Source organism: Streptomyces aquilus (assembly GCF_003955715.1).
GTDB lineage: Bacteria > Actinomycetota > Actinomycetes > Streptomycetales > Streptomycetaceae > Streptomyces > Streptomyces aquilus.
Window position 1 is genome coordinate 659,519 of record NZ_CP034463.1, and the last position, 18,645, is coordinate 678,163.

The window sequence follows — 18,645 nt, forward strand, 5'->3', positions numbered from 1 at the left end:
GTGACGGCCGGAACCGCACGCCGCACCGCACACCGAGCCGCACACCTGGAGCCCTCGATGGCCACGACCGAACATCCCCCGCCCAGTCGCCTGCGCGCCTGGATGCTGGAGGGGCTGTCCGACATGGGCAAGGGTCACAGCCAGCCGGCCCGACCGACCCAGCCGCAGGAATCCAGGCTGGAGCACGAGGGCCAGCCCTGGTACCGGGTGATGTGCCTGACGGGCGTCGACTACTTCTCGACCCTCGGCTACCAGCCGGGCATCGCGGCCCTCGCGGCCGGCCTCCTCTCCCCCATCGCGACGATCGTGCTGGTGATCGTCACCCTGGCGGGCGCCCTGCCGGTGTACCGCCGTGTGGCCGAGGAGAGCCCGCACGGCGAGGGCTCGATCGCCATGCTGGAGCGGCTGCTCACCTTCTGGAAGGGCAAGCTGTTCGTCCTCACGCTGCTGGGCTTCGCGGCCACCGACTTCCTGATCACCATCACCCTGTCCGCCGCGGACGCCTCGACCCACCTCGTCGAGAACCCGCACCTCAACAGCGCCCTGCACGACAAGCAGATGCTGATCACCCTGATCCTGGTGGCGCTGCTCGGCGCGGTGTTCCTGAAGGGCTTCCTGGAGGCGATCGGGGTCGCGGTCGCCCTGGTGGTGGTCTATCTCTCGCTCAACGTCGTCGTCGTGATCGTCGGCTTCTGGCACGTCGTCACCGAGGGCCATGTCGTCACCGACTGGTCGAACGCCCTCACGGCCGAGCACGGCAACATCTTCGTGATGATCGGCGTGTCCCTGATCGTCTTCCCGAAGCTGGCGCTCGGCATGTCCGGCTTCGAGACCGGCGTCGCGGTGATGCCCCATGTGAAGGGCGACCCGGGAGACACCGAGGAGAGCCCCAAGGGCCGCATCCGGGACACCAAGAAGCTGCTCACCACGGCCGCCCTGATCATGAGCGTCTTCCTGATCGCCACCAGCTTCATCACCACTCTCCTGATCCCCGAGAAGGACTTCGAGGCCGGCGGCCCGGCCAACGGACGCGCCCTGGCGTACCTGGCGCACGACTACCTGGGCGGTGCCTTCGGCACGGTCTACGACGTCTCGACCATCGCCATCCTGTGGTTCGCCGGCGCCTCCGCGATGGCTGGCCTGCTCAACCTGATGCCGCGCTACCTCCCCCGCTACGGCATGGCCCCGCACTGGGCCCGCGCCGTACGCCCCATGGTCATCGTCTTCACCCTGATCGGCTTCCTGGTCACCTGGATCTTCGACGCCGACGTCGACGCCCAGGGCGGCGCGTACGCCACTGGTGTCCTGGTGCTGATGTCCTCGGCGGCCATCGCGGTGACGATCGCCGCGCGCCGGGCGTCGGAAGGCAAGTGGACCGTCATCTTCGCGACCATCTCGGCCGTCCTGCTCTACGTCACCGTCGTCAACGTCATCGAGCGCCCCGACGGCGTGAAGATCGGCGCCTGCTTCATCGCCGGCATCATCCTGGTCTCCCTCCTCTCCCGGCTGGCCCGCGCCTTCGAGCTCCGCGTGACGAGCGTGACGCTCGACGACATGGCGGAACGATTCATCCGGGACATGTCGAGCCGCAAGATCCGCTTCATCGCCAACGAGCCCGACAAGCGGGACAAGGCCGAGTACCGCGAGAAGATCGAGCAGATCCGCGCGGACAACGACATCCCCGGCGAGGACTTCGTCTTCGTCGAGGTCACGGTCCTCGACCCGTCCGAGTTCGAGGCGAGCCTGTCGGTCCACGGCGAGGTCCTGCACAACCGCTACCGCGTGCTGACCCTGGAGTCCTCCTCCATCCCCAACGCGCTGGCGGCCCTCCTCCTCCACGCCCGCGACACAACGGGCTGCACGCCGCACATGTACTTCGAGTGGACCGAGGGCAACCCCTTCGCCAACTTCCTCCGCTTCTTCCTCTTCGGCCAGGGCGAGGTGGCCCCCGTCACCCGAGAGGTCCTGCGCGAGGCGGAACCGGACCGGGCCCGCCGCCCCCGCGTCCACACCGGCTGAATCCGATTCCCGCGTAAGGAACGCGTCAGGATTCGCCCATACGGCGTCAGGACCCCGTCAGTGACAGCCGCGGAGCCCGCAGGGACGCCTAGCGTCAACGACATGCGACGTCCCTACGACCGGTGGACCCGGACCGGTGATCGCCACTGGCGTGGCGGCGCCAGGCTCGCGACGGGCTGCGCCGCGCTGTTCGGCGCCATGTCCCTGCTGGTCGACTGGGACGCGGACAGCCTGTCGCCCCTGCGCGCCGTGCTGTGGCTCGGCCTGTCGGCCGCCCTGTTCGTCGTCCTGCTACCGCCCCGGGTGACGGCGGGTACCGGCTGGCTGGCGGTGCGGGGCCCGTGGCGGCGGCAGATGGTGCGCACGGACGCGCTGACGACCGTACGGTGCCACGACGGCGTCTCGTCCCTCCTGGTCCTGCGGGACGCCTACGGACAACGCTTGGAACTGGACCCCCGTGTCCTCACCGCCAATCCTCTCATCTGGCACGAGCTCGACACCGGCGTACGGCGTTCCGTCGAACGCGGCATCCTGTTGCGCGGCGGGGACGTCCTGGAGCAGCTCGGCCACGGCATCGACGACGAGACCGCTCGGGCGGTGCTCAGGGCGTCTGGACTTTCCTGACTGGTTCGCCTGTCCCGCCATCCTGACCGAGCAAGAGATTCCACATGGCCGAGATAACACTTGGCTGAGATGACACTTGGCTGAGATGACAGAAATATTCGTTATCTCAGCTAAAACTGCTACGGTTGGGGCTGTGCCGAACGACGCGCAGCTACTCTTCGCCGATCACGTGGGCCGCTTCTACGCCCGGCAGTACGGCTTCCCGCCCATGGCCGGGCGGCTGCTCGGCCACCTCCTCGTGTGCGATCCGCCCCAGCAGACCATCGACGAGCTGACCGAGGCCCTGCTGGCCAGCCGCAGTGCCATCACCGGCGCGGTCAAACTGCTGGAGAACTACGGCATCGCCCGGCGCACCCGCGCCGCCGGTGAGCGCATGGACCGGGTGAGCCTGGACCCGGACAGCCAGCAGCCGCAGAACTTCGACGCGGCGGTCCACCAGGAACACGCCGCACTGTTCCGGGAGGGCCTGGCCCTCCTCTCCGACGCTCCGCCGGAACGCCGTGCGGCGCTGGAGGAAATGATCGCGCTGGCCGAGTTCCTGGCGGAACGCCTGCCCAAGCTGGTGGACGAGTGGCACGCGCACCGTGACGACCTGCGCGCCTCGGGACGACTTGGTCGGCCCAGGCGAACAGCCGGGTCGGCCGGCTCATGACCATCACCGTGGAAAGGATGCCCACCATGTCCGAACCCGACTTGTCCGAACTGCGGGAACGCGCCGGGAACGGTGACAGCGACGCCACCGACGAACTCGTCCAACTCGCCGCGGAACACGGTGACGTGGACGAACTGCGCCGCCTCGCGGCGACGGGCAACTCCGATGCCACCGACGAGCTCATCCAACTCGCCTCGGAGCAGGGCGACCTCCAAGAACTCCGGCGGCTCTCCGACGGCGGCAACGCCACAGCCACCGACGAGTTGATCCAACTGGCCACCGAGCAGGACAACTTGGAGGAGCTACGGCGGCTGGCGGACCGGGGCAACGCCACGGCCGCCGAACAGCTCGCGGAACTCGTCGGCGACTGACCTCACCGAAACCACTCACGGACCACACGGTCACGCCCGGCGGACCGACGTCCGGCCGCTCGCTTCCTTCTCCACGAACCATTGCAGGTGGCGGCGCAGCGCCGGAAGCAGGAAGTCGGGTAGATGCACAGTGCGCTTGCCCGCACGCGACTTGGGATCACCGGTGACGCACCGCCCGTTCGTCAGCTCGGGAGACGCGTGTGTGACGCGCAGGGAGCCTTCGTCGAGATCGGCATCGTGACGGCGCAGTTCGGCCGACTCCTCCGGACGGAGAGAGGCGAAGGCGCCCAGCGGGACCATCAGACGCCGCGCGGGCCCATGGCATCGGCCAGGTCGAAGGCCTGCTCGATGGTCGCCGTGGGGCGCTCATCGGCCTCCTCCTTGCCGGCGCCCTCGATGCGGCACGGGTTGCTGAGTTGTTCGGTCGCCGCTGAGTCCTGCCCCCGTGTGCTCCTGCAGGGGCGGCCTTCCGTCCAACGCTCGCTTCACGCATGCACAGGTCAGAAGCTATCCGGTTGCCCTAGGCAGTGTCTTCAAATGATCTTGAGTGGTGGATCATGGTCGGGTGATACGTCGCCATGAACTGTCCGATGCCGAGTGGGAGTTCGTCCGGCCGTTGCTGCCAGTGTCGTTGCGTGGACGCAAACGGCTGGATGACCGCAGGGTCCTCAACGGGATCGTGTGGAAGTTCCGTACCGGGACGGCCTGGCGGGATGTGCCGGAGCGGTACGGGCCATGGGCCACGCTGCACACCCGTTTCCGCCGGTGGGCGGCGGACGGCACGTTCGATCGGATGCTCCGCGCCGCCCAGTCCCGTGCGGATGCAGCCGGCGACATCGACTGGCTGGTGTCGGTCGACTCCACCATCGTCCGCGCCCACCAGCATGCCGCCGGTGCTCGAAAAGGGGGCTCCGCAGCCCGGCTCTCGGACGCTCCCGGGGCGGCCTGACCAGCAAGATTCACCTGGCCTGCGACGGTGCCGGCCGCCCGCTCGCCTTCATCGTCACGGGCGGCAACACCAACGACTGCACCCAGTTCACCGCCGTGATGGAGGCGATCCGCGTGCCCCGCACCGGCCCGGGACGGCCCCGGGTGCGGCCCTCGCACGTCCTCGGTGACAAGGGCTACAGCTCCAGAGCTATCCGCACCTGGCTGCGTCGGCGCGGCATCAGTCACACCATTCCCGAGCGAGCCGACCAGGTCCGCAACCGGCGGAACCGCGGCAGCCGCGGTGGACGGCCCCCGGCCTTCGACCGCAATACCTACAAGCGACGCAACGTGGTGGAGCGATGCTTCAACAAGCTGAAGCAGTGGCGCGGCATCGCCACCCGGTACGACAAGACCACCGAGTCCTTCCAGGCAGCCGTCACCCTCGCAGCCCTGCTGATGTGGGCGTGACATTTGACGACAGAACCTAGCGCCGTCACTTCCGGGGTGACTTTCCCAGACCGCCTTCGCCATCGGTGTTCCCCTGCTGCGCCCGGGCTCGCTGATGCCCTTCGGGTATCAGCGGCGTCGAAAGAGGTCTTGGACGAGGAGCCGCTCCTGGATTCAGGCTGGTCGGCGAAGGCGCCAGCCCACGAATGACAGGAGCCACCACCATGAAGATCTTCCTCACCGGCGGGTCCGGATACCTCGGCAAGGCCACACTCAGCGCGCTGCTCCGCGACGGCCACACCGTGGAGGCGCTGGCCCGCAACGACCGGGCCGCCGAGACCGTCGGCTCCCTCGGGGCGACGCCGGTGCGCGGCGGGTTGGCCGATCTCGGGGTGCTGAACGCGGCCGCGGCCCGCGCCGAAGCGGTCATCCACCTGGCGCAGGCCGGGACCGGCGACGAGGACCTCGCGGCAGCCACCGCCATGCAGGACGGCATCGGCACCGGCCCGTATGTGCACACCGGCGGCACCTGGGTCTACGGCGACACCGACGGGGTCGTGGACGAGACCGCCCCCTGGAACCCCCCGCCCGTGGTCGCCTGGCGCAAGCCCGTCGAGGACGCCGTACTGCGACGCGCGCGGGAGGGCGGCCGGCCGGTCGTGGTGCGGCCCGGGCTGCTGTACGGCGGCGAGAACCGTCTGATCGACATGTTCTACGGCGTTCCGGGCAGGGCAGCCGGCGCCGTCCCCTACATCGACGACGGCGCCAATCGCTGGGCTCTGGTGCACGTCGACGACATCGCGACGCTGTACGTCGCCGCTCTGAAGGCGAAGCCCGGCTCGGTGTACGTGGGTGTGGGCGGGGTGAACCCGACCGCCAAGGAGTGCTCGCTGGCCGTCGCACGCTCTGCCGGCCTCGACGGCAAGGTCGTCTCCCTCACGCTGGAGCGGGCCCGTGAGCAGATGGGCCCGATCGCGGACGCCTTCGCCCTGGACCAGCAGCTCACCCCGGCGCGCGCCGGGGCCGAGCTGGGGTGGATCCCAGAGCACACCGACCCGCTGGCCGTCCTCGCCGGCGGCGAGTGAGCGAGCAAGGAGAGGGGCGGTGCCGGCGGTGACGGGCCACGGGCGCCCATATCGGTAGATTGGTGGCCGACTGCCCCGCTCGTTTCACGGTCCCGCAGGGGCGATGCTCGTTTCAGTCCCGCAGGGGCGATGGAGAAGTCGTCCCAGGACGGCGGGCCGCCCTCGGCGAGCCGTCGCCCTGGAGACGCAGAGGAAGGGAGCGGTGAGTCCGGGTGGATCTTGACCTGCGAAAGCTCCGGTACTTCGTGGCCGTCGCCGAGGAGCTCCACTTCGGACGCGCCGCCGAGCGGCTGCACATCGCGCAGCCGGTGCTGTCCCGGCAGATCCGCAGCCTGGAGGACGAGCTGGGTGTCGAGGTCTTCGACCGTGACCGGCGCGGCACGCTGCTCACCCCGGCCGGTGAGCAGTTGCTGCAGGACGCCGTCCCGCTGCTGGCCTCGGCGCGGGCGCTGCTGCGGCGGGCGAAGGCGGCAGGGCAGGACACCCCCACGCTGACCATCGGCTTCATGCCGGGCATCACCCTCACCCCGGCCACGGCTGCCTTCTCCACCGTCCGACCCGGCGTCAACGTACGCCTGCTGCGCACGAGTTGGGACGACCAGGTGGACGTACTGCTGGACGGCCGGGCGGACATCGGGGTCGTACGACTGCCCATCGACCAGCACGGCCTCCAGGTGCGGCCCCTCTTCACGGAGCCCCGGCTCGTCATGCTGCCGGCGGAACACCGTCTGGCGGACCGGGTGTCGGTGACCGTCCGCGACCTCGCCGGCGAGCACCTGCTCCAGGACCCCGATGCCGTACCCGAGTGGCGGGACGTGGCGCTGGAACTGCGTGACAGGCGACGCCCCGAGGTCCCGGCGATCCACCAGGTGGAGGAGAAACTGGAACTGGTCGCCTCCGGCGCCGGAATCTGCGTACTCCCCTTGTCCACCGCCACGTTCTACACCCGCCCCGACGTGATCGCGCTGCCCGTGGAGGACATCGGCCCGAACGAAGTGGCCCTGGCGTGGGTGGCGTCACGCCGCTCCCCGCTCATCCACGACTTCGCCGAGGCAGCCGCGAAAACCCTGGGCCGAACCCGACCCCGCTAACGGCCCCGGAACGCCGAGTCCCCCCTTTCCGCAGACGCGTCCTGGTCACGCACATACACAGTGACCCGCGCCCCGTTGACCCGGGTTGTCCCGGACTCGCGGAAGTAGCGCCGCAGGGTGCTTGTCTTCGCTGCCTCCTGCGGGCTGGTCGGCGAGTGGGCACCCGTCCCGCGGATGGCGACGATGCGGTCGAACTCCAGCATGCGCGCCTCGATCTCCTGAGCGGGTAGCTCGACACCTGCCAGCGTGTTCGACGAAACAGGGTCCTGTGCGAGGGCCAGGTCCGTCAGGTGACGGGTGTCCGAGGGGTGGGCCGCGGTCAGGATCCGGTGTTGACCGGAGAGGTAGAGCAGTCCGTCGCCAGGGCGGCCTGCCTTGCGTACGGCGGCGGCGACGGCGGTGGCGTCGTTGCTCCGGGCCTGGGGTGTTCTCAGCGCCAGGCTCTGCGGGACGAGCGCGACCAGTACGGCAACGGCCGCGATCCACGCCGTGCGACGAAACCGCTGACGCCGGTGGAAGCAGTCGATCAAGGCACCCAGCAGCAAGGCGAATCCGATGTTGCCGTAGAGCACGTACCGGTCGACGAAAAGGGGTTTGACCAACGAGGCGATCAGCAGCACAAGGCCCGGAAGCACAAGGATCGGCACCGCCAGCGCCGAGAGCCGCACCGGCCTTCTGCTCGCCAGCGGCGCCCGGGTGCACGCCACGCCCACGACCGCGACGACCAGGAAGTAGCCGGGCCGCACCGGCCCGCCCATCCAGGACAGTTGCCCCGACTGCCCCATGCTGCGCATCGCCAGCGGCAACAGGCCGGCCACCACGCCGACGGCCGCGACGCTCCATGCCGCGAGCACCGGCCGTGGGACGCGGGAGACGACGAGCGTGACGCCGTGTGCGGCCAGGGCGAGGACCGCGAACTCGTGCAGCAGGCAGGCCACGACCATGGTGAAGGCATAGACCGCCCACCGCCACCGGGTGCGGTGCGCGACGCCGGTCACCAGCGCATAGGTGGCCCAGGTGACCAGGGCGCAGACCATGGCATAGGAGCGGCCTTCCTGCGCGTACTTCTGTACCTGGGGAAGGAGCGGAAACACCAGCCCTGCCAGCAGCCCGACGCGGGGTCCCGCCAGGCGTAGCCCCACGAGCCCGACTCCGCTCGCAGCGAGGCATGTTGCCAGCACGGACGGCAGCCGCAGGGTCAGCAGCCCACCGCCGAAGAGAGCGAAGACCTCGTGCATGACGGCGTAATAGACGGCGTGGACCAGGTCGACATGCTGGGCGGTGTGCCAGATCTGCGAAAGGTCGCGGTGCGCGAGCTGATACGTGACGGCCTCGTCCCCCCACAGGGTGTTCTGCCTGCGGACACCCCACAGCCCCAGCACCATGGCCAGTGACAACGGGGCGATGACGACAACTGCTGTGGCCCGGCTCGGTGATGGTCGACGTACGGGAAGGGGAACCGTTCCGGCCAGGGCGGGGCCGCGTGCGGCAACGGACATCGACGACGGGTCCTTTCAGCGGGAGCGAAAAACCCCGTCAGCGTGCAGGGACCTCGTTGACGCGATGCTGACCCAACCTGACCGGCCGATCAGGAACGCGGTCAGGTGCTGTGCGAGGCTGCACGGCATGCGCATCCTGGTCGTCGAAGACGAAGTGGACCTTGCCCACACCCTGCACACCGGCCTGAGCGCCGAGGGCTACAGCGTCGACCTCGCACATGACGGCCGGCAGGGACTGTGGATGGCCCGCACCGGCGAATACGCCCTGGTCGTCCTGGACTTGATGCTGCCCGGGCTCAACGGCTACAAGGTCTGCGCCCAACTGCGCCGGGAGGGCAACTCCACTCCCATCCTGGTACTGACCGCCAAGGACGGCGACTGGGATCAGGCCGAGGCCCTGGACACGGGGGCCGACGACTACCTGGCCAAACCCTTCTCCTACGTGGTGCTCGTCGCACGCCTGCGCGCCCTGGTCAGACGAGCCGCCACGGTCGCCCCGACCGTCCTCGCCGTGGGCGACCTCTCGCTGGACGTCGCCGGCCGGATCTGTCGCCGGGCCGGAGTCCGGGTGGAACTCACCCCCCGGGAGTTCGCCGTGCTGGAACTGCTGGCGCGCCGGGCGGGCCAGGCGGTCTCCAAAGCGGATCTGCTGTACCACGCGTGGCCCGACGAAGCCTGGGATCCCAACCTGGTGGAGGCGCGGGTCAGCGCCCTGCGCAAGAAGGTGGACGCCGCCTTCCACCGGCAGTCCCTGCAGACCGTGCGCGGTATCGGTTACCGGCTGGTGGACGACCGTGAACGCGACTGAGCCGCGGCGTCGCTGGTGGCCGCGTTCGGTACGCGCCCGCGCGGCCCTGGCCGCCGCCGTCACCGCCGCCGTGATCCTCACCGGCATCGGCTGGTGGGTACACCGCGAGGTCTACCGCCAGAGCACGCAGATCGCCGAGGAGCAAGCCCGCAAGCATCTCCTCGCCCTCGTCGACCAGTTGAACGACGGGGTGGTTCCCGTACGCCGAAGCGCCGTGCCGTACGAGGTCGTCGCGACCGGTCGACGCTCCGCCGTCGCCGCCGGCGGAGGCATGGACGACTTCGCTTCCGGCACCCGCCATGTGCTGCCGACCCCATCCGGTCCCTACGCCCCGACGGACGACACCGCGTCCTGGTCCTACACGGTCCGCCCCCTCCGCATACCGGTGCGCCGCGACTACGACCCCGGGAGCGGATTCGACCTGGCCGGCGGGACCTACCCGGTCCTGTACGCCGATGTCCGGGCCGCCGAACTGAGCAGTGACAAAGCCGCCGCTCTGGGCGTCTCCGCCGACGCCACGCTACGGGCCTATGTGGTGGTGCTTCCCGACACGGCCGAGGCCATCACCCGGACCACCGACGGCCTGCTGCTGCGCGCCGGGCTCATCGGCCTCGTACTGATCGCCGCCGCCGCATACTTCACCGTCCGCATCGCGCTGCGGCCGGTGGAGGCCATCCGCGTCCTCACCGCCTCGGTCACCCCGAACGACCCTCGCGAACGCGTCACCGTCCCCGCCACCGGCCACGAGATCTCCGCCCTGGCCACCACCATCAACGCCACCCTCCAACGCCTCGACACCGCCGCAGCCCAGCAGCGCCGCTTCGTCGCGGACGCCGCCCACGAACTGCGCAGCCCCCTCACCACACTCCTCACCAGCCTGGAAGTCGCGCTCGCCTACCCGGAACGCACCGACTGGCCCGCCGCGGCCACCACCGCCGCACGACAGACCCGCCGCCTCCAGGCCCTCGCCGAAGACCTGCTGCTCCTCGCCCGCCTCGACACCCGAACCCCCACGACCGACCTCGACCCCGTCGACCTGACAGCCCTCGCCTCCCGGCTGGCCGAGCAATACCCCCTCGCCGAACGGCCGTTGACCCTCACCTGCGACAGCACCGCCCCCGCCTGCGTACGCGGAAACCCCGACGAATACGAACGCCTCCTGCGCAACCTCGTCGACAACGCCGTCCGCCACGCCACGCACCGCGTCCAGATCACCGTCCGAGATGAGGCTGACCGGGTCGTCCTCACGGTGCACGACGACGGCCCCGGCATCCCCACCGAGCACACCGAGCGCGTCTTCGAACGCTTCGTCCGACTCGACGACGCCCGCTCCCGAGACCACGGCGGCACCGGCCTGGGCCTCGCCATCGCCCGCGACCTGGCCCACCGCCACCACGGCACCCTCACCCTCACCCCGCGGACCCTGGGGGCCTGCTTCGAGCTACGCCTCCCCCGATCCCCCACCCCGACCGAGAAGTGACCCGCTCGACCACGACAGCCCGCCCGGCTCGGACGCCTCCGCGTACGACCGCTTGCCCCTGGCGCCCGAAGCAGAGGTTCCGCGCTCCCGTTCCACGGACGCTATGGCTGCCAATCCGAGGTCCACACCGCCAGGCACTGCGGGCGGCTGCTGGTCAGCCGGCGCTGGGCCCCGCCCGCGGCGGGCTTTCAACTGACGGGACATGAGGCGGTGGTTGAGGACGACGCGCCACCACTCCAACCGATCCGCCGATGCCTGCGGCAGCGCCCGGACAACGAGGCGTGCCACGGCAACGAGCGCACCGGTGAGGGTGGTGAGGGCGACGAGGCAGATGGCAGCCCACGAAGGGGCCTCCGAGAGAACGGGCAGCACAGGCACTCGGCCTTCCGGGAACGCAGGGGGGCGAGGTCCGCGCGAGACCCAGCCAGGGGCGTGCCGAGGGGCGTGCCGTCTGAGCGAGACGCTGACGTTACGGTCAGGAGATCACTCGACTCGGCCCCGATCGGGGTGGCTGTCACCGGGTTCGGCATGCCGGTGACGCCGTTGGCGTCACATCAGCCATGCAATCCCCCTTGAGCTCTCTCCGTTGCCCGCTGCTTACCCCCGTCGGATGCCCCGTACACCACGGCGCCCGGGGCGAGGCCGTGCCGAACTGAAATGGCGCGGCTGCGCGACCGGGCCGCCGCGCCCGATCATTCGCGTCGACGTCGGCTGGGTGCTGCAACTCCAGGCATCGCTCGCCCCTCTCAACATCCCCATCGCCGACTGGGGAGCGCTCGGTTTCATGGCCGAGCGCCACAACTTCGAGCGCGAACGAGGCCGGCTCTACCACGAGGACACCTCCGCCCGGACAGCCACTTTCCTGCACACCGCGCTGCTGCTGCGCCCGTTCGCCGACTACAACCTGGTCATCGGCTGGGGCTGCCCGTGGCCTCGAACACATGGTCACGAACCCATCCCTGAGCCACGAACCCCGGGCACCTGTATTCATGCCTGGTGTCCAGCGGACCACAACCGGACCTCAAGCGTTACGCGTCCGATCCAGCCGCCACACCAGGACGCAAAAAGCCCGGCCGACCGTGGAGTCGTTCACGGAGAACCGCTCTTGAGGAGGCCGGGCGTTGGGGATCGAGCAGTTGTCCATGTACGGGTACGCGTCGAAGGCGGAGGTGCTCGCCGACGCGCGGCGGTACTGGAACCCGGACAAGACCACGTTCTGGCAGGACGAGGGCGTTCCGCTCGTCGTCGGGGACCGGTCCGGGTACCGCCTCACCGACGTCGACGGGCACGAGGTGATCGACGTCCATCTCAACGGCGGTACCTACAACCTCGGGCATCGCAACCCCGAACTGGTGGCCACCCTCACCCATGCCGTCCGGCATCTCGACATCGGCAACCACCACTTCCCCACCCCGGGCCGCGCCGCCCTGGCCCGTCGGCTGGTCGAGGCGACGCCGGGTGCGGACAAGGTCGTCTTCGGGTCCAGCGGCGGGGAAGCGGTGGATGTCGCGTTGAAGAGCGCCCGGTACGCCACCGGCCGGCGGAAGATCGTGTCGGTCGTGAAGGCGTACCACGGGCACACCGGGCTGGCCGTCGCCACGGGCGACTCGCGGTTCTCGCAGCTCTTCCGCTCGGACAACCCCGCCGAGTTCGTCCAGGTCCCGTTCAACGACCTCGACGCGATGACGGCGACCCTATCGGGCCAGGACACCGCCGCCGTCATCATGGAGACGATCCCGGCGACCTACGGCTTCCCGATGCCCGAGCCCGGCTATCTGGCCGCCGTCAAACAGGCCTGCGAGGACACCGGCACCCTCTACATCGCGGACGAGGTCCAGACCGGCCTCGGCCGGACCGGCGAGCTGTGGGGCGTGTACGGCGAAGGCGTCACCCCGGACGTCCTGGTGACCGGCAAGGGCCTCGGCGGCGGCCTCTACCCGGTCAGCGCCGCCCTCCTCGGCCCGGCGGTGAGCGGCTGGCTGGAGCGCGACGGCTTCGCCCACATGGCGACCTTCGGCGGCGCCGAACTCGGCTGTGCCGTGGCCGCGAAGGTCCTGGAGATCACCCAGCGGCCCGAGACCCGTGCCAACGTCCACCGGCGCATCGACCAGGTCACCGAGGGCCTCGCGGACCTGCGCGCCGAACTGCCCCACGCCCTCACCGGGATCCGCCAGAAGGGCCTGGTCATCGGTCTGGAATTCGGTGCCATCGGCGCGAAGCAGGTCATGACGGAGCTCTACCGGCAGGGCGTGTGGGCGATCTTCTCCACGCTCGACCCGGCCGTCCTCCAGTTCAAGCCCGGTCTGCTGCTCACCGAGCAGGAGACGGCCGAGATCCTCACCCGCCTGCGGGACGCCGTACGGAAGGTGGCCGGTTCCCATGTCTGACACCTGGGACGGGCAGATCACCGCCGCGCTCACCGCGTACGGCCGTGCCACCACCCTGTCCGGCGCCCGGTTGCTGAGCCTCTCGGAGAACGCCACCTACCTCTGCACCTTCACCGACTCCCCCGCCCCGCTCGTCCTGCGCCTGCACCGGCCCGGGTTCCGCACGCTGCCGCAGATCCGCAGCGAGCTGATGTGGACCGAGCGGCTGCGTGCGGACGGCGCGGTCGCCACACCCGCCGTCGTACCGACCCCGGCGGGCGAAGCCGCGGCGAGCTTCCCCGGTGCGGGCGGGGCGCTCCAGCACGCGGCGCTCTTCGAGTTCGCGCCCGGCGCCGAACCCGACACCACCGACTTCGCGAACGTCATGGAGGTCGTCGGGCGGGAGACCGCGGCCCTGCACGAGCACGCGGCGCGATGGCAGCGACCGGACGTCTTCACCCGGCCCGACTGGGACCTCGACAACCTGATCGGCGCCGCCTCGCTGTGGGGTCGCTGGCGGGACAACCCCGATGTGCCCCCGGGCGGCGTCGAGGTCCTCGCCCGGGCCGAGGAGAAACTGACCCGCGAACTCGACGCCTACGGCAGCGGCGCGGCCGAGTTCGGACTCATCCACGGCGACCTGCGCGCCGCCAATCTCCTCGTCGCCTCCGACGCCGTACGGCTCATCGACTTCGACGACTGCGGCCACGGCTGGTTCCTGTACGACCTGGCGTGCTCCCTGTCGTTCGTCGAGCACGATCCGCGGGCTGCGCACTGGGTGGCCGCGTGGCTGCGCGGCTACCAGGCGCGCCGGCCGCTGCGGGAGAAGGACGTACGGGCCATTCCCGCGCTGGTGATGCTGCGCCGGCTGATGCTCGTCGCCTGGGTGCACAAGCGCGGGGACACGCCCTTCGCCGCCTCGCTCCGGCCCGCGTTCGCGGCACAGTCCGTCGACCTCGCCCGCCACTACCTGGCCGACGGCTACCTCACCGCCGTACCCCATGACCACTGAGCGGAGCCCGCTCGGCCCGGCCGCGGGCCGGGTCGCGGCCGGTGTGCTGGCGATGATCGGGCGCGGTGAGGTGCGCATGGGAGGCCGGCTGCCTCCCGAGCGCCGGCTGACGGAGATCTTCGGCGCCAGCCGGGAGTCCGTCCGGCGGGCGCTGGCCTGGCTCGAAGCGGAGGGCGAGGTGCTCAGGGTGCGCGGGAAGGCCGGCGGCACCTTCGCGCTGCGCCCCAACCCCAACTGGCCCGTGTACAGCTGGAGTCGGCTCGCACACGGCCGCGACCGGCTGGTGGCGCGGCAGCCGGGCATCGACGTGAGCGTCCCCGCGCTCCTGCGTCACCAGGACTTCACCGAAGCGACCCGGGTCGTGTCCACCGGGCTGCGGCGCGGCGATCCGGAGGTCTGCGCCGGGCTCGGTCTGCGGGAGGGGGCGGTCACGGTGGCGATCGAGCGGGTGCGGCTCGCCGACGGGGTGCCGCTGTCGTGGGAGCGGCTGTTCGTGTCGGCCGAACGCTTCCCCCGCCTCCTGGACCAGGACCTGACCGGCTCCCTCTCCCAGGTGTTCCGCGACGTCTACGGCGTCACGGCGTGCGAGGTGTCCGAGCGGATCCGCGTCCGCCTCGCCGAGAGCCACCACACCCACCACCTCGACGTGTCGGTCGGCCAGCCCCTGCTGGCGATCACCCGTACGTCCCACGACCAGTACGGCGAGCCACTGGAGTTCTCCTACGACCTCTTCCGGGCTGACCGCACCGAGCTCCACGTCTCCTCGACGAACCGCCCGCCGGACCACCCGGAGGTACTCCCATGACATCCGGAACCACCCGGTGACGGCCGGCCCCCTCCAACTCCCCGATCAAGGAAGCGACATGAACTCACAGCCCCAGACCAGGAAGGTCGCCGTCGTCGGCGGCACCCGCGGGATCGGCGCCGCCGTCACCTCCACCTTCGTCCGCGCCGGACACGACGTCCTGCTGACCGGTCGGAACGTCCCTCAGGTCGTCCTGGAGAAGTTCCGTACCGAAGCGGCGCGGGAGGGCCAGCGCGTCGAGGCGCTCGCCCTCGACGCCGCCGCACCGGACTCGGCCGAGCGGCTCGCCGGGGCCGCCTCCTCGCTGCTCGGCGGCCTGGACGTGCTGTGCCTCAACGCCGGGATCTTCCCGAACAAGCCGCTGGCGGAGCTGACGTACGCCGATGTCCGTGAGGTGTTCGCGGTGAACGTGGAGAGCCAGATGCTGGCCGTCGCCGCGTGTCTGCCGCTGCTGTGGGAGTCGGCGGCGGGACGGGTCGTCCTCACCTCGTCGATCACCGGACCCGTCACCGGCTTCCCGGGCTGGAGCCACTACGGCGCGAGCAAGGCCGCCCAGTTGGGCTTCATGCGCACGGCGGCCCTGGAACTCGCCCCCTTCGGGATCACCGTCAACGCGGTGGCCCCCGGGAACGTGGCGACCGAGGGGCTGGACGGCATGGGCGAGGAGTACCTCGCGCAGATGACGGCGACGATCCCGCTCGGCCGCCTGGCGCGGCCCCAGGAGATCGCCGACGCGGTCGAGTTCCTCGCCGGCGAACGGGCGTCGTTCATCACGGGACAGGTCGTCACCGTGGACGGCGGTCAGACGTTGCCCGAGTCACCGGAGGCGGTACTGCCGGTCACGGGGGCGGGGGGCTGAGCCTTCGCCAACGCCCGCGATCATCGTCCGCTCAGCTCTGACGGGAGTGGACCGGGCTGTTGGCGACTTCGTCCGGGCAGCGGCGGCGCGAGGCCTCGGCGCCGCGATCACGCAGCCAGTCGGTCACGGCCAGCGCCAGTGAGGCGGTCATGCCGACGAGGGCCACCGCGAGGGCGGCCAGCAGGGCCGTGCGGTAGTGGTCGGTGTCGCCCAGGACGAGGTAACAGATGCCCGGTAGCGCCGCCGTGCCCACGGCGGCTCCGAGGCGCTGGCCGGTCTGGAGGGCGCCGCCCGCCGCCCCGGCCATACGGACGGGGACCTCGCGCAGGGTCATGGTGATGTTCGGGGAGACCACGAAGCCTCCGCCGATGCCGGCGGCGAAGAGCGCCGGCGCGGCCGCCCAGCGCGCCGCGTCGTCCGACACGAGCCACAGCAGCAGCGCGGTGGTGCCCAGACCGAGGATGACCGCGCTCAGCCCGCACACGGTGAGCAGGCGCCCGAAGCGGTCCACGAGGCGGCCGGCCGTCACCGCGGCGGCGGCCGATCCGAGCGCGAAGGGAGTGACCGCCAGCCCGGACTCCAGCGGGGTGAAGTCCAGCCCCCGCTGGAAGAAGAGGGCGAAGACGAGCCACACCCCGCTGAAGCCGATGAAGTAGAGCGTGCCGACGCCCGCGCCGACGGCGTAGCCGCGCACGGTGGAGAACAGGCGCGGGTCCAGGAGGGGCTGGGCGCCGCGTGCGACGAGGCGGAACTGGCGCCGGACGAAGAGCGCGAGGAACACCCCACCCACGGGAAAGAGCCACCACAGGCGCCCGAGACCGCCGGCGTCCGCCTGCACCAGGGGGTACATGACCGCCAGGACTCCCAGGCCGAGCAGGACGATGCCGGGGACGTCCACCGATCCTCGTCCGGAGCGTTCGACGCGTGGCAGCAGGCGCAGACCGAGCAGGACGGCGAGGACGCCGATCGGGACGTTGACGAAGAAGATCCACCGCCAGCCGTCGGCCGAGCCGGCGAGAGCGAGGATGGCCCCGCCGGTCAGGGGCCCGGCGGCGGAGGAGATGCCCACGGTGGCGCCGAAGAAGCCGAAGGCGCGGCCCCGTTCGGCGCCGCGGAACATCTGCTGGATGAGAGCGGAGTTCTGCGGGGCCATGAAGCCGGCGGCCAGGCCCTGGGCCAGCCGGGCCGCCACCAGCAGAGCAATGTCGGGGGCCGCGCCGCATGCGGCGCTGAAGAGGGTGAACGCGCTCAGGGCCAGCAGGAAGATGCGGCGTCGATCGAGCGCGTCGCCGAGCCGTCCGGCGGTGACCAGGGCCAGAGCGAAGGACAGCGCGTAACCGGAGACCACCCACTGCACCTGGGCGGGTGTGGCGCCCAGACCACGTTGGATGGTGGGCAGGGCCACCGCCACGATCGTCACGTCGAGCAGGCTCATGAATCCGGCGACGAGGGTCACCCACAGCGCATGCCACCGGTTCGGATCCGGGGTGTCCCCGGTCTCGTCACCGCCTGCGCGCGGTCCGTTCGCATCCGACTCCGACACCGCTGCCACAGGTCCCCTTCCACCGCTCCACGATCAGGGAACGGGTTCCCTCCCACGCTCCCGCACACACCCGGGTGACCGCCGGTCGTGGGCGGCCAGTTCCCACCAGACTGCGTGCTCAGGCGTCGAAGCGGTGGCGGGCGGCCTCGATGTGGCCGAAGTAGCGGTGCGTCCAGTCGCACATTCCGTCGACGGTGGCGCGTAGGCCCTGGCCCGGCTCGGTGAGGGTGTACTCGACACGCGGCGGGACGGTGGGGTGCACGTCTCTCTCGACCAGGCCGTTGCGCTCCAGCATGCGCAGGTTCTGGGTGAGCATCTTGTGGCTGATGCCCTCGATCTCAGTCCGCAGTTCGCTGAAGCGCAAGGTGCGTTCACCGAGAGTCTCGATGATCAGGAACGCCCACTTGTTGGCAACTTCGGAGAAGATCTCTCGCGCCAACGAGTCCGCGCGCCTGAGGTCTGCGTCCTCGTTCGGGCCCTTGATCTGTTTGGTCACCATGAGGTTCCCCAGTCACTGAAAAGTGCGTTCTTCCATGTCAGCGTTCACTCTCCTACGGTTTCTGAGTAACCACAAGAGAGCGCCGGCACCCGCGGGCGCCCAAGACAGGAGACACGCAGCATGGCCATCAACCTCGTCAACCCGACCGGCTTGCCCACGATCGACGTCTACCGGCAGGTGTCCATCGCAACGGGGTCGAAGCTCGTCTTCATCGCGGGCCAGGTCGCCTGGGACGCCGAAGGGATCACCGTCGGCGAAGGCGACCTCGCCGCGCAGGTCGAGCAGTGCTACCTCAATATCGGCACCGCTCTGGCCGAGGCCGGCGGCTCCTTCGACGACGTGGCGAAGCTGACCTTCTACGTCGTCGACTGGACCCCCGACAAGATGCCCCCGCTCCTGGAGGGCATCTCCCGGGCGTCCGCGAAGCTGGGCATCACCCCGGTCCCGCCGGCCACGCTGCTGGGTGTCGCGGCCCTGGACGTCCCCGACCATCTGGTCGAGATCGAAGCCACCGCGGTCCTCGACTGAACGGCTGCCCTTCGCCCACTCGGCCCG

At 70.4% G+C, this 18,645-nt stretch carries 16 protein-coding genes and 2 pseudogenes; 14 read left to right on the top strand and 4 right to left on the bottom strand.

Annotation, left to right across the window (positions count from 1 at the left end; translation table 11 throughout):
* Positions 1-57 precede the first annotated feature (57 nt).
* From EJC51_RS03175 to EJC51_RS03190, 4 genes are all read left to right on the top strand, one after another.
* Positions 58-2,019, top strand: a complete 1,962-nt coding sequence (locus EJC51_RS03175; protein WP_126269579.1) for an APC family permease — start codon at positions 58-60, stop codon at positions 2,017-2,019.
* Positions 2,020-2,121: 102 nt separating this feature from the next.
* Positions 2,122-2,643, top strand: a complete 522-nt coding sequence (locus EJC51_RS03180) for a hypothetical protein (RefSeq protein ID WP_126269580.1) — start codon at positions 2,122-2,124, stop codon at positions 2,641-2,643.
* 133 nt (positions 2,644-2,776) lie between these two features.
* The gene (locus EJC51_RS03185; RefSeq protein WP_126269581.1) at positions 2,777-3,295 is read left to right on the top strand and encodes a GbsR/MarR family transcriptional regulator; all 519 of its coding nucleotides are present in this window, start codon (positions 2,777-2,779) and stop codon (positions 3,293-3,295) included.
* A gap of 26 nt (positions 3,296-3,321) precedes the next feature.
* The gene (locus EJC51_RS03190; protein WP_208870681.1) at positions 3,322-3,666 is read left to right on the top strand and encodes a hypothetical protein; all 345 of its coding nucleotides are present in this window, start codon (positions 3,322-3,324) and stop codon (positions 3,664-3,666) included.
* A gap of 54 nt (positions 3,667-3,720) precedes the next feature.
* Here EJC51_RS03190 and EJC51_RS03195 read toward each other — a convergent pair.
* A pseudogene (locus EJC51_RS03195) lies at positions 3,721-4,079 on the bottom strand (site-specific integrase); the annotation flags it as partial.
* A gap of 155 nt (positions 4,080-4,234) precedes the next feature.
* Between EJC51_RS03195 and EJC51_RS03200 the strand changes: the two are divergent.
* The 3 genes and pseudogenes from EJC51_RS03200 to EJC51_RS03210 all read left to right on the top strand — a co-directional run bounded on the left by EJC51_RS03200 (position 4,235) and on the right by EJC51_RS03210 (position 7,219).
* Positions 4,235-5,064, top strand: a pseudogene (locus tag EJC51_RS03200) (IS5 family transposase).
* Between the two features lie 203 nt (positions 5,065-5,267).
* Positions 5,268-6,128: an NAD-dependent epimerase/dehydratase family protein gene (locus tag EJC51_RS03205; protein WP_126269582.1), complete on the top strand. Its 861-nt coding sequence runs from the start codon at positions 5,268-5,270 to the stop codon at positions 6,126-6,128.
* Between the two features lie 212 nt (positions 6,129-6,340).
* Positions 6,341-7,219 (top strand): LysR family transcriptional regulator, encoded by an 879-nt coding sequence (locus tag EJC51_RS03210; RefSeq protein WP_126269583.1) that lies wholly within the window; start codon positions 6,341-6,343, stop codon positions 7,217-7,219.
* Here the strand turns inward: EJC51_RS03210 and EJC51_RS03215 are convergent.
* Positions 7,216-8,718 (bottom strand): glycosyltransferase family 39 protein, encoded by a 1,503-nt coding sequence (locus EJC51_RS03215; protein WP_126269584.1) that lies wholly within the window; start codon positions 8,716-8,718, stop codon positions 7,216-7,218. The two genes, EJC51_RS03210 and EJC51_RS03215, sit on opposite strands and share 4 nt — an antisense overlap.
* A 127-nt stretch (positions 8,719-8,845) precedes the next feature.
* Between EJC51_RS03215 and EJC51_RS03220 the strand changes: the two genes are divergently transcribed.
* The 6 genes from EJC51_RS03220 to EJC51_RS03250 all read left to right on the top strand — a co-directional run bounded on the left by EJC51_RS03220 (position 8,846) and on the right by EJC51_RS03250 (position 16,048).
* Positions 8,846-9,526, top strand: a complete 681-nt coding sequence (locus EJC51_RS03220) for a response regulator transcription factor (protein WP_126269585.1) — start codon at positions 8,846-8,848, stop codon at positions 9,524-9,526.
* Positions 9,513-11,006 (top strand): sensor histidine kinase, encoded by a 1,494-nt coding sequence (locus EJC51_RS03225; protein WP_126269586.1) that lies wholly within the window; start codon positions 9,513-9,515, stop codon positions 11,004-11,006. The genes EJC51_RS03220 and EJC51_RS03225 overlap by 14 nt, the downstream gene beginning before the upstream one ends.
* 1,121 nt (positions 11,007-12,127) lie before the next feature.
* Positions 12,128-13,393 carry a class-III pyridoxal-phosphate-dependent aminotransferase gene (locus EJC51_RS03235; protein ID WP_244362450.1) on the top strand — a complete coding sequence of 422 codons (1,266 nt, stop codon included), beginning with the start codon at positions 12,128-12,130 and terminating at the stop codon, positions 13,391-13,393.
* Positions 13,386-14,384 (top strand): phosphotransferase enzyme family protein, encoded by a 999-nt coding sequence (locus tag EJC51_RS03240; protein ID WP_126269587.1) that lies wholly within the window; start codon positions 13,386-13,388, stop codon positions 14,382-14,384. The genes EJC51_RS03235 and EJC51_RS03240 overlap by 8 nt, the downstream gene beginning before the upstream one ends.
* Positions 14,374-15,189: a GntR family transcriptional regulator gene (locus EJC51_RS03245; protein WP_126269588.1), complete on the top strand. Its 816-nt coding sequence runs from the start codon at positions 14,374-14,376 to the stop codon at positions 15,187-15,189. Before EJC51_RS03240 ends, EJC51_RS03245 begins: the two co-directional genes overlap by 11 nt.
* Positions 15,190-15,247: 58 nt before the next feature.
* Entirely contained in the window at positions 15,248-16,048 is an 801-nt protein-coding gene (locus tag EJC51_RS03250; protein ID WP_126269589.1) for an SDR family NAD(P)-dependent oxidoreductase, read from the top strand.
* A 31-nt stretch (positions 16,049-16,079) separates the two neighbouring features.
* On the opposite strand, the gene EJC51_RS03255 is transcribed toward EJC51_RS03250, so the two are convergent.
* Positions 16,080-17,591: an MFS transporter gene (locus EJC51_RS03255; protein ID WP_244363346.1), complete on the bottom strand. Its 1,512-nt coding sequence runs from the start codon at positions 17,589-17,591 to the stop codon at positions 16,080-16,082.
* 118 nt (positions 17,592-17,709) lie between these two features.
* Positions 17,710-18,090, bottom strand: a complete 381-nt coding sequence (locus EJC51_RS03260; RefSeq protein ID WP_097259568.1) for a winged helix-turn-helix transcriptional regulator — start codon at positions 18,088-18,090, stop codon at positions 17,710-17,712.
* 120 nt (positions 18,091-18,210) lie between these two features.
* Here EJC51_RS03260 and EJC51_RS03265 point away from each other — a divergent pair, with 120 nt between their 5' ends.
* Positions 18,211-18,618, top strand: coding sequence for a RidA family protein (locus EJC51_RS03265; RefSeq protein WP_126269590.1), 408 nt, complete (start codon positions 18,211-18,213; stop codon positions 18,616-18,618).
* The last annotated feature ends 27 nt before the right edge of the window (positions 18,619-18,645 follow it).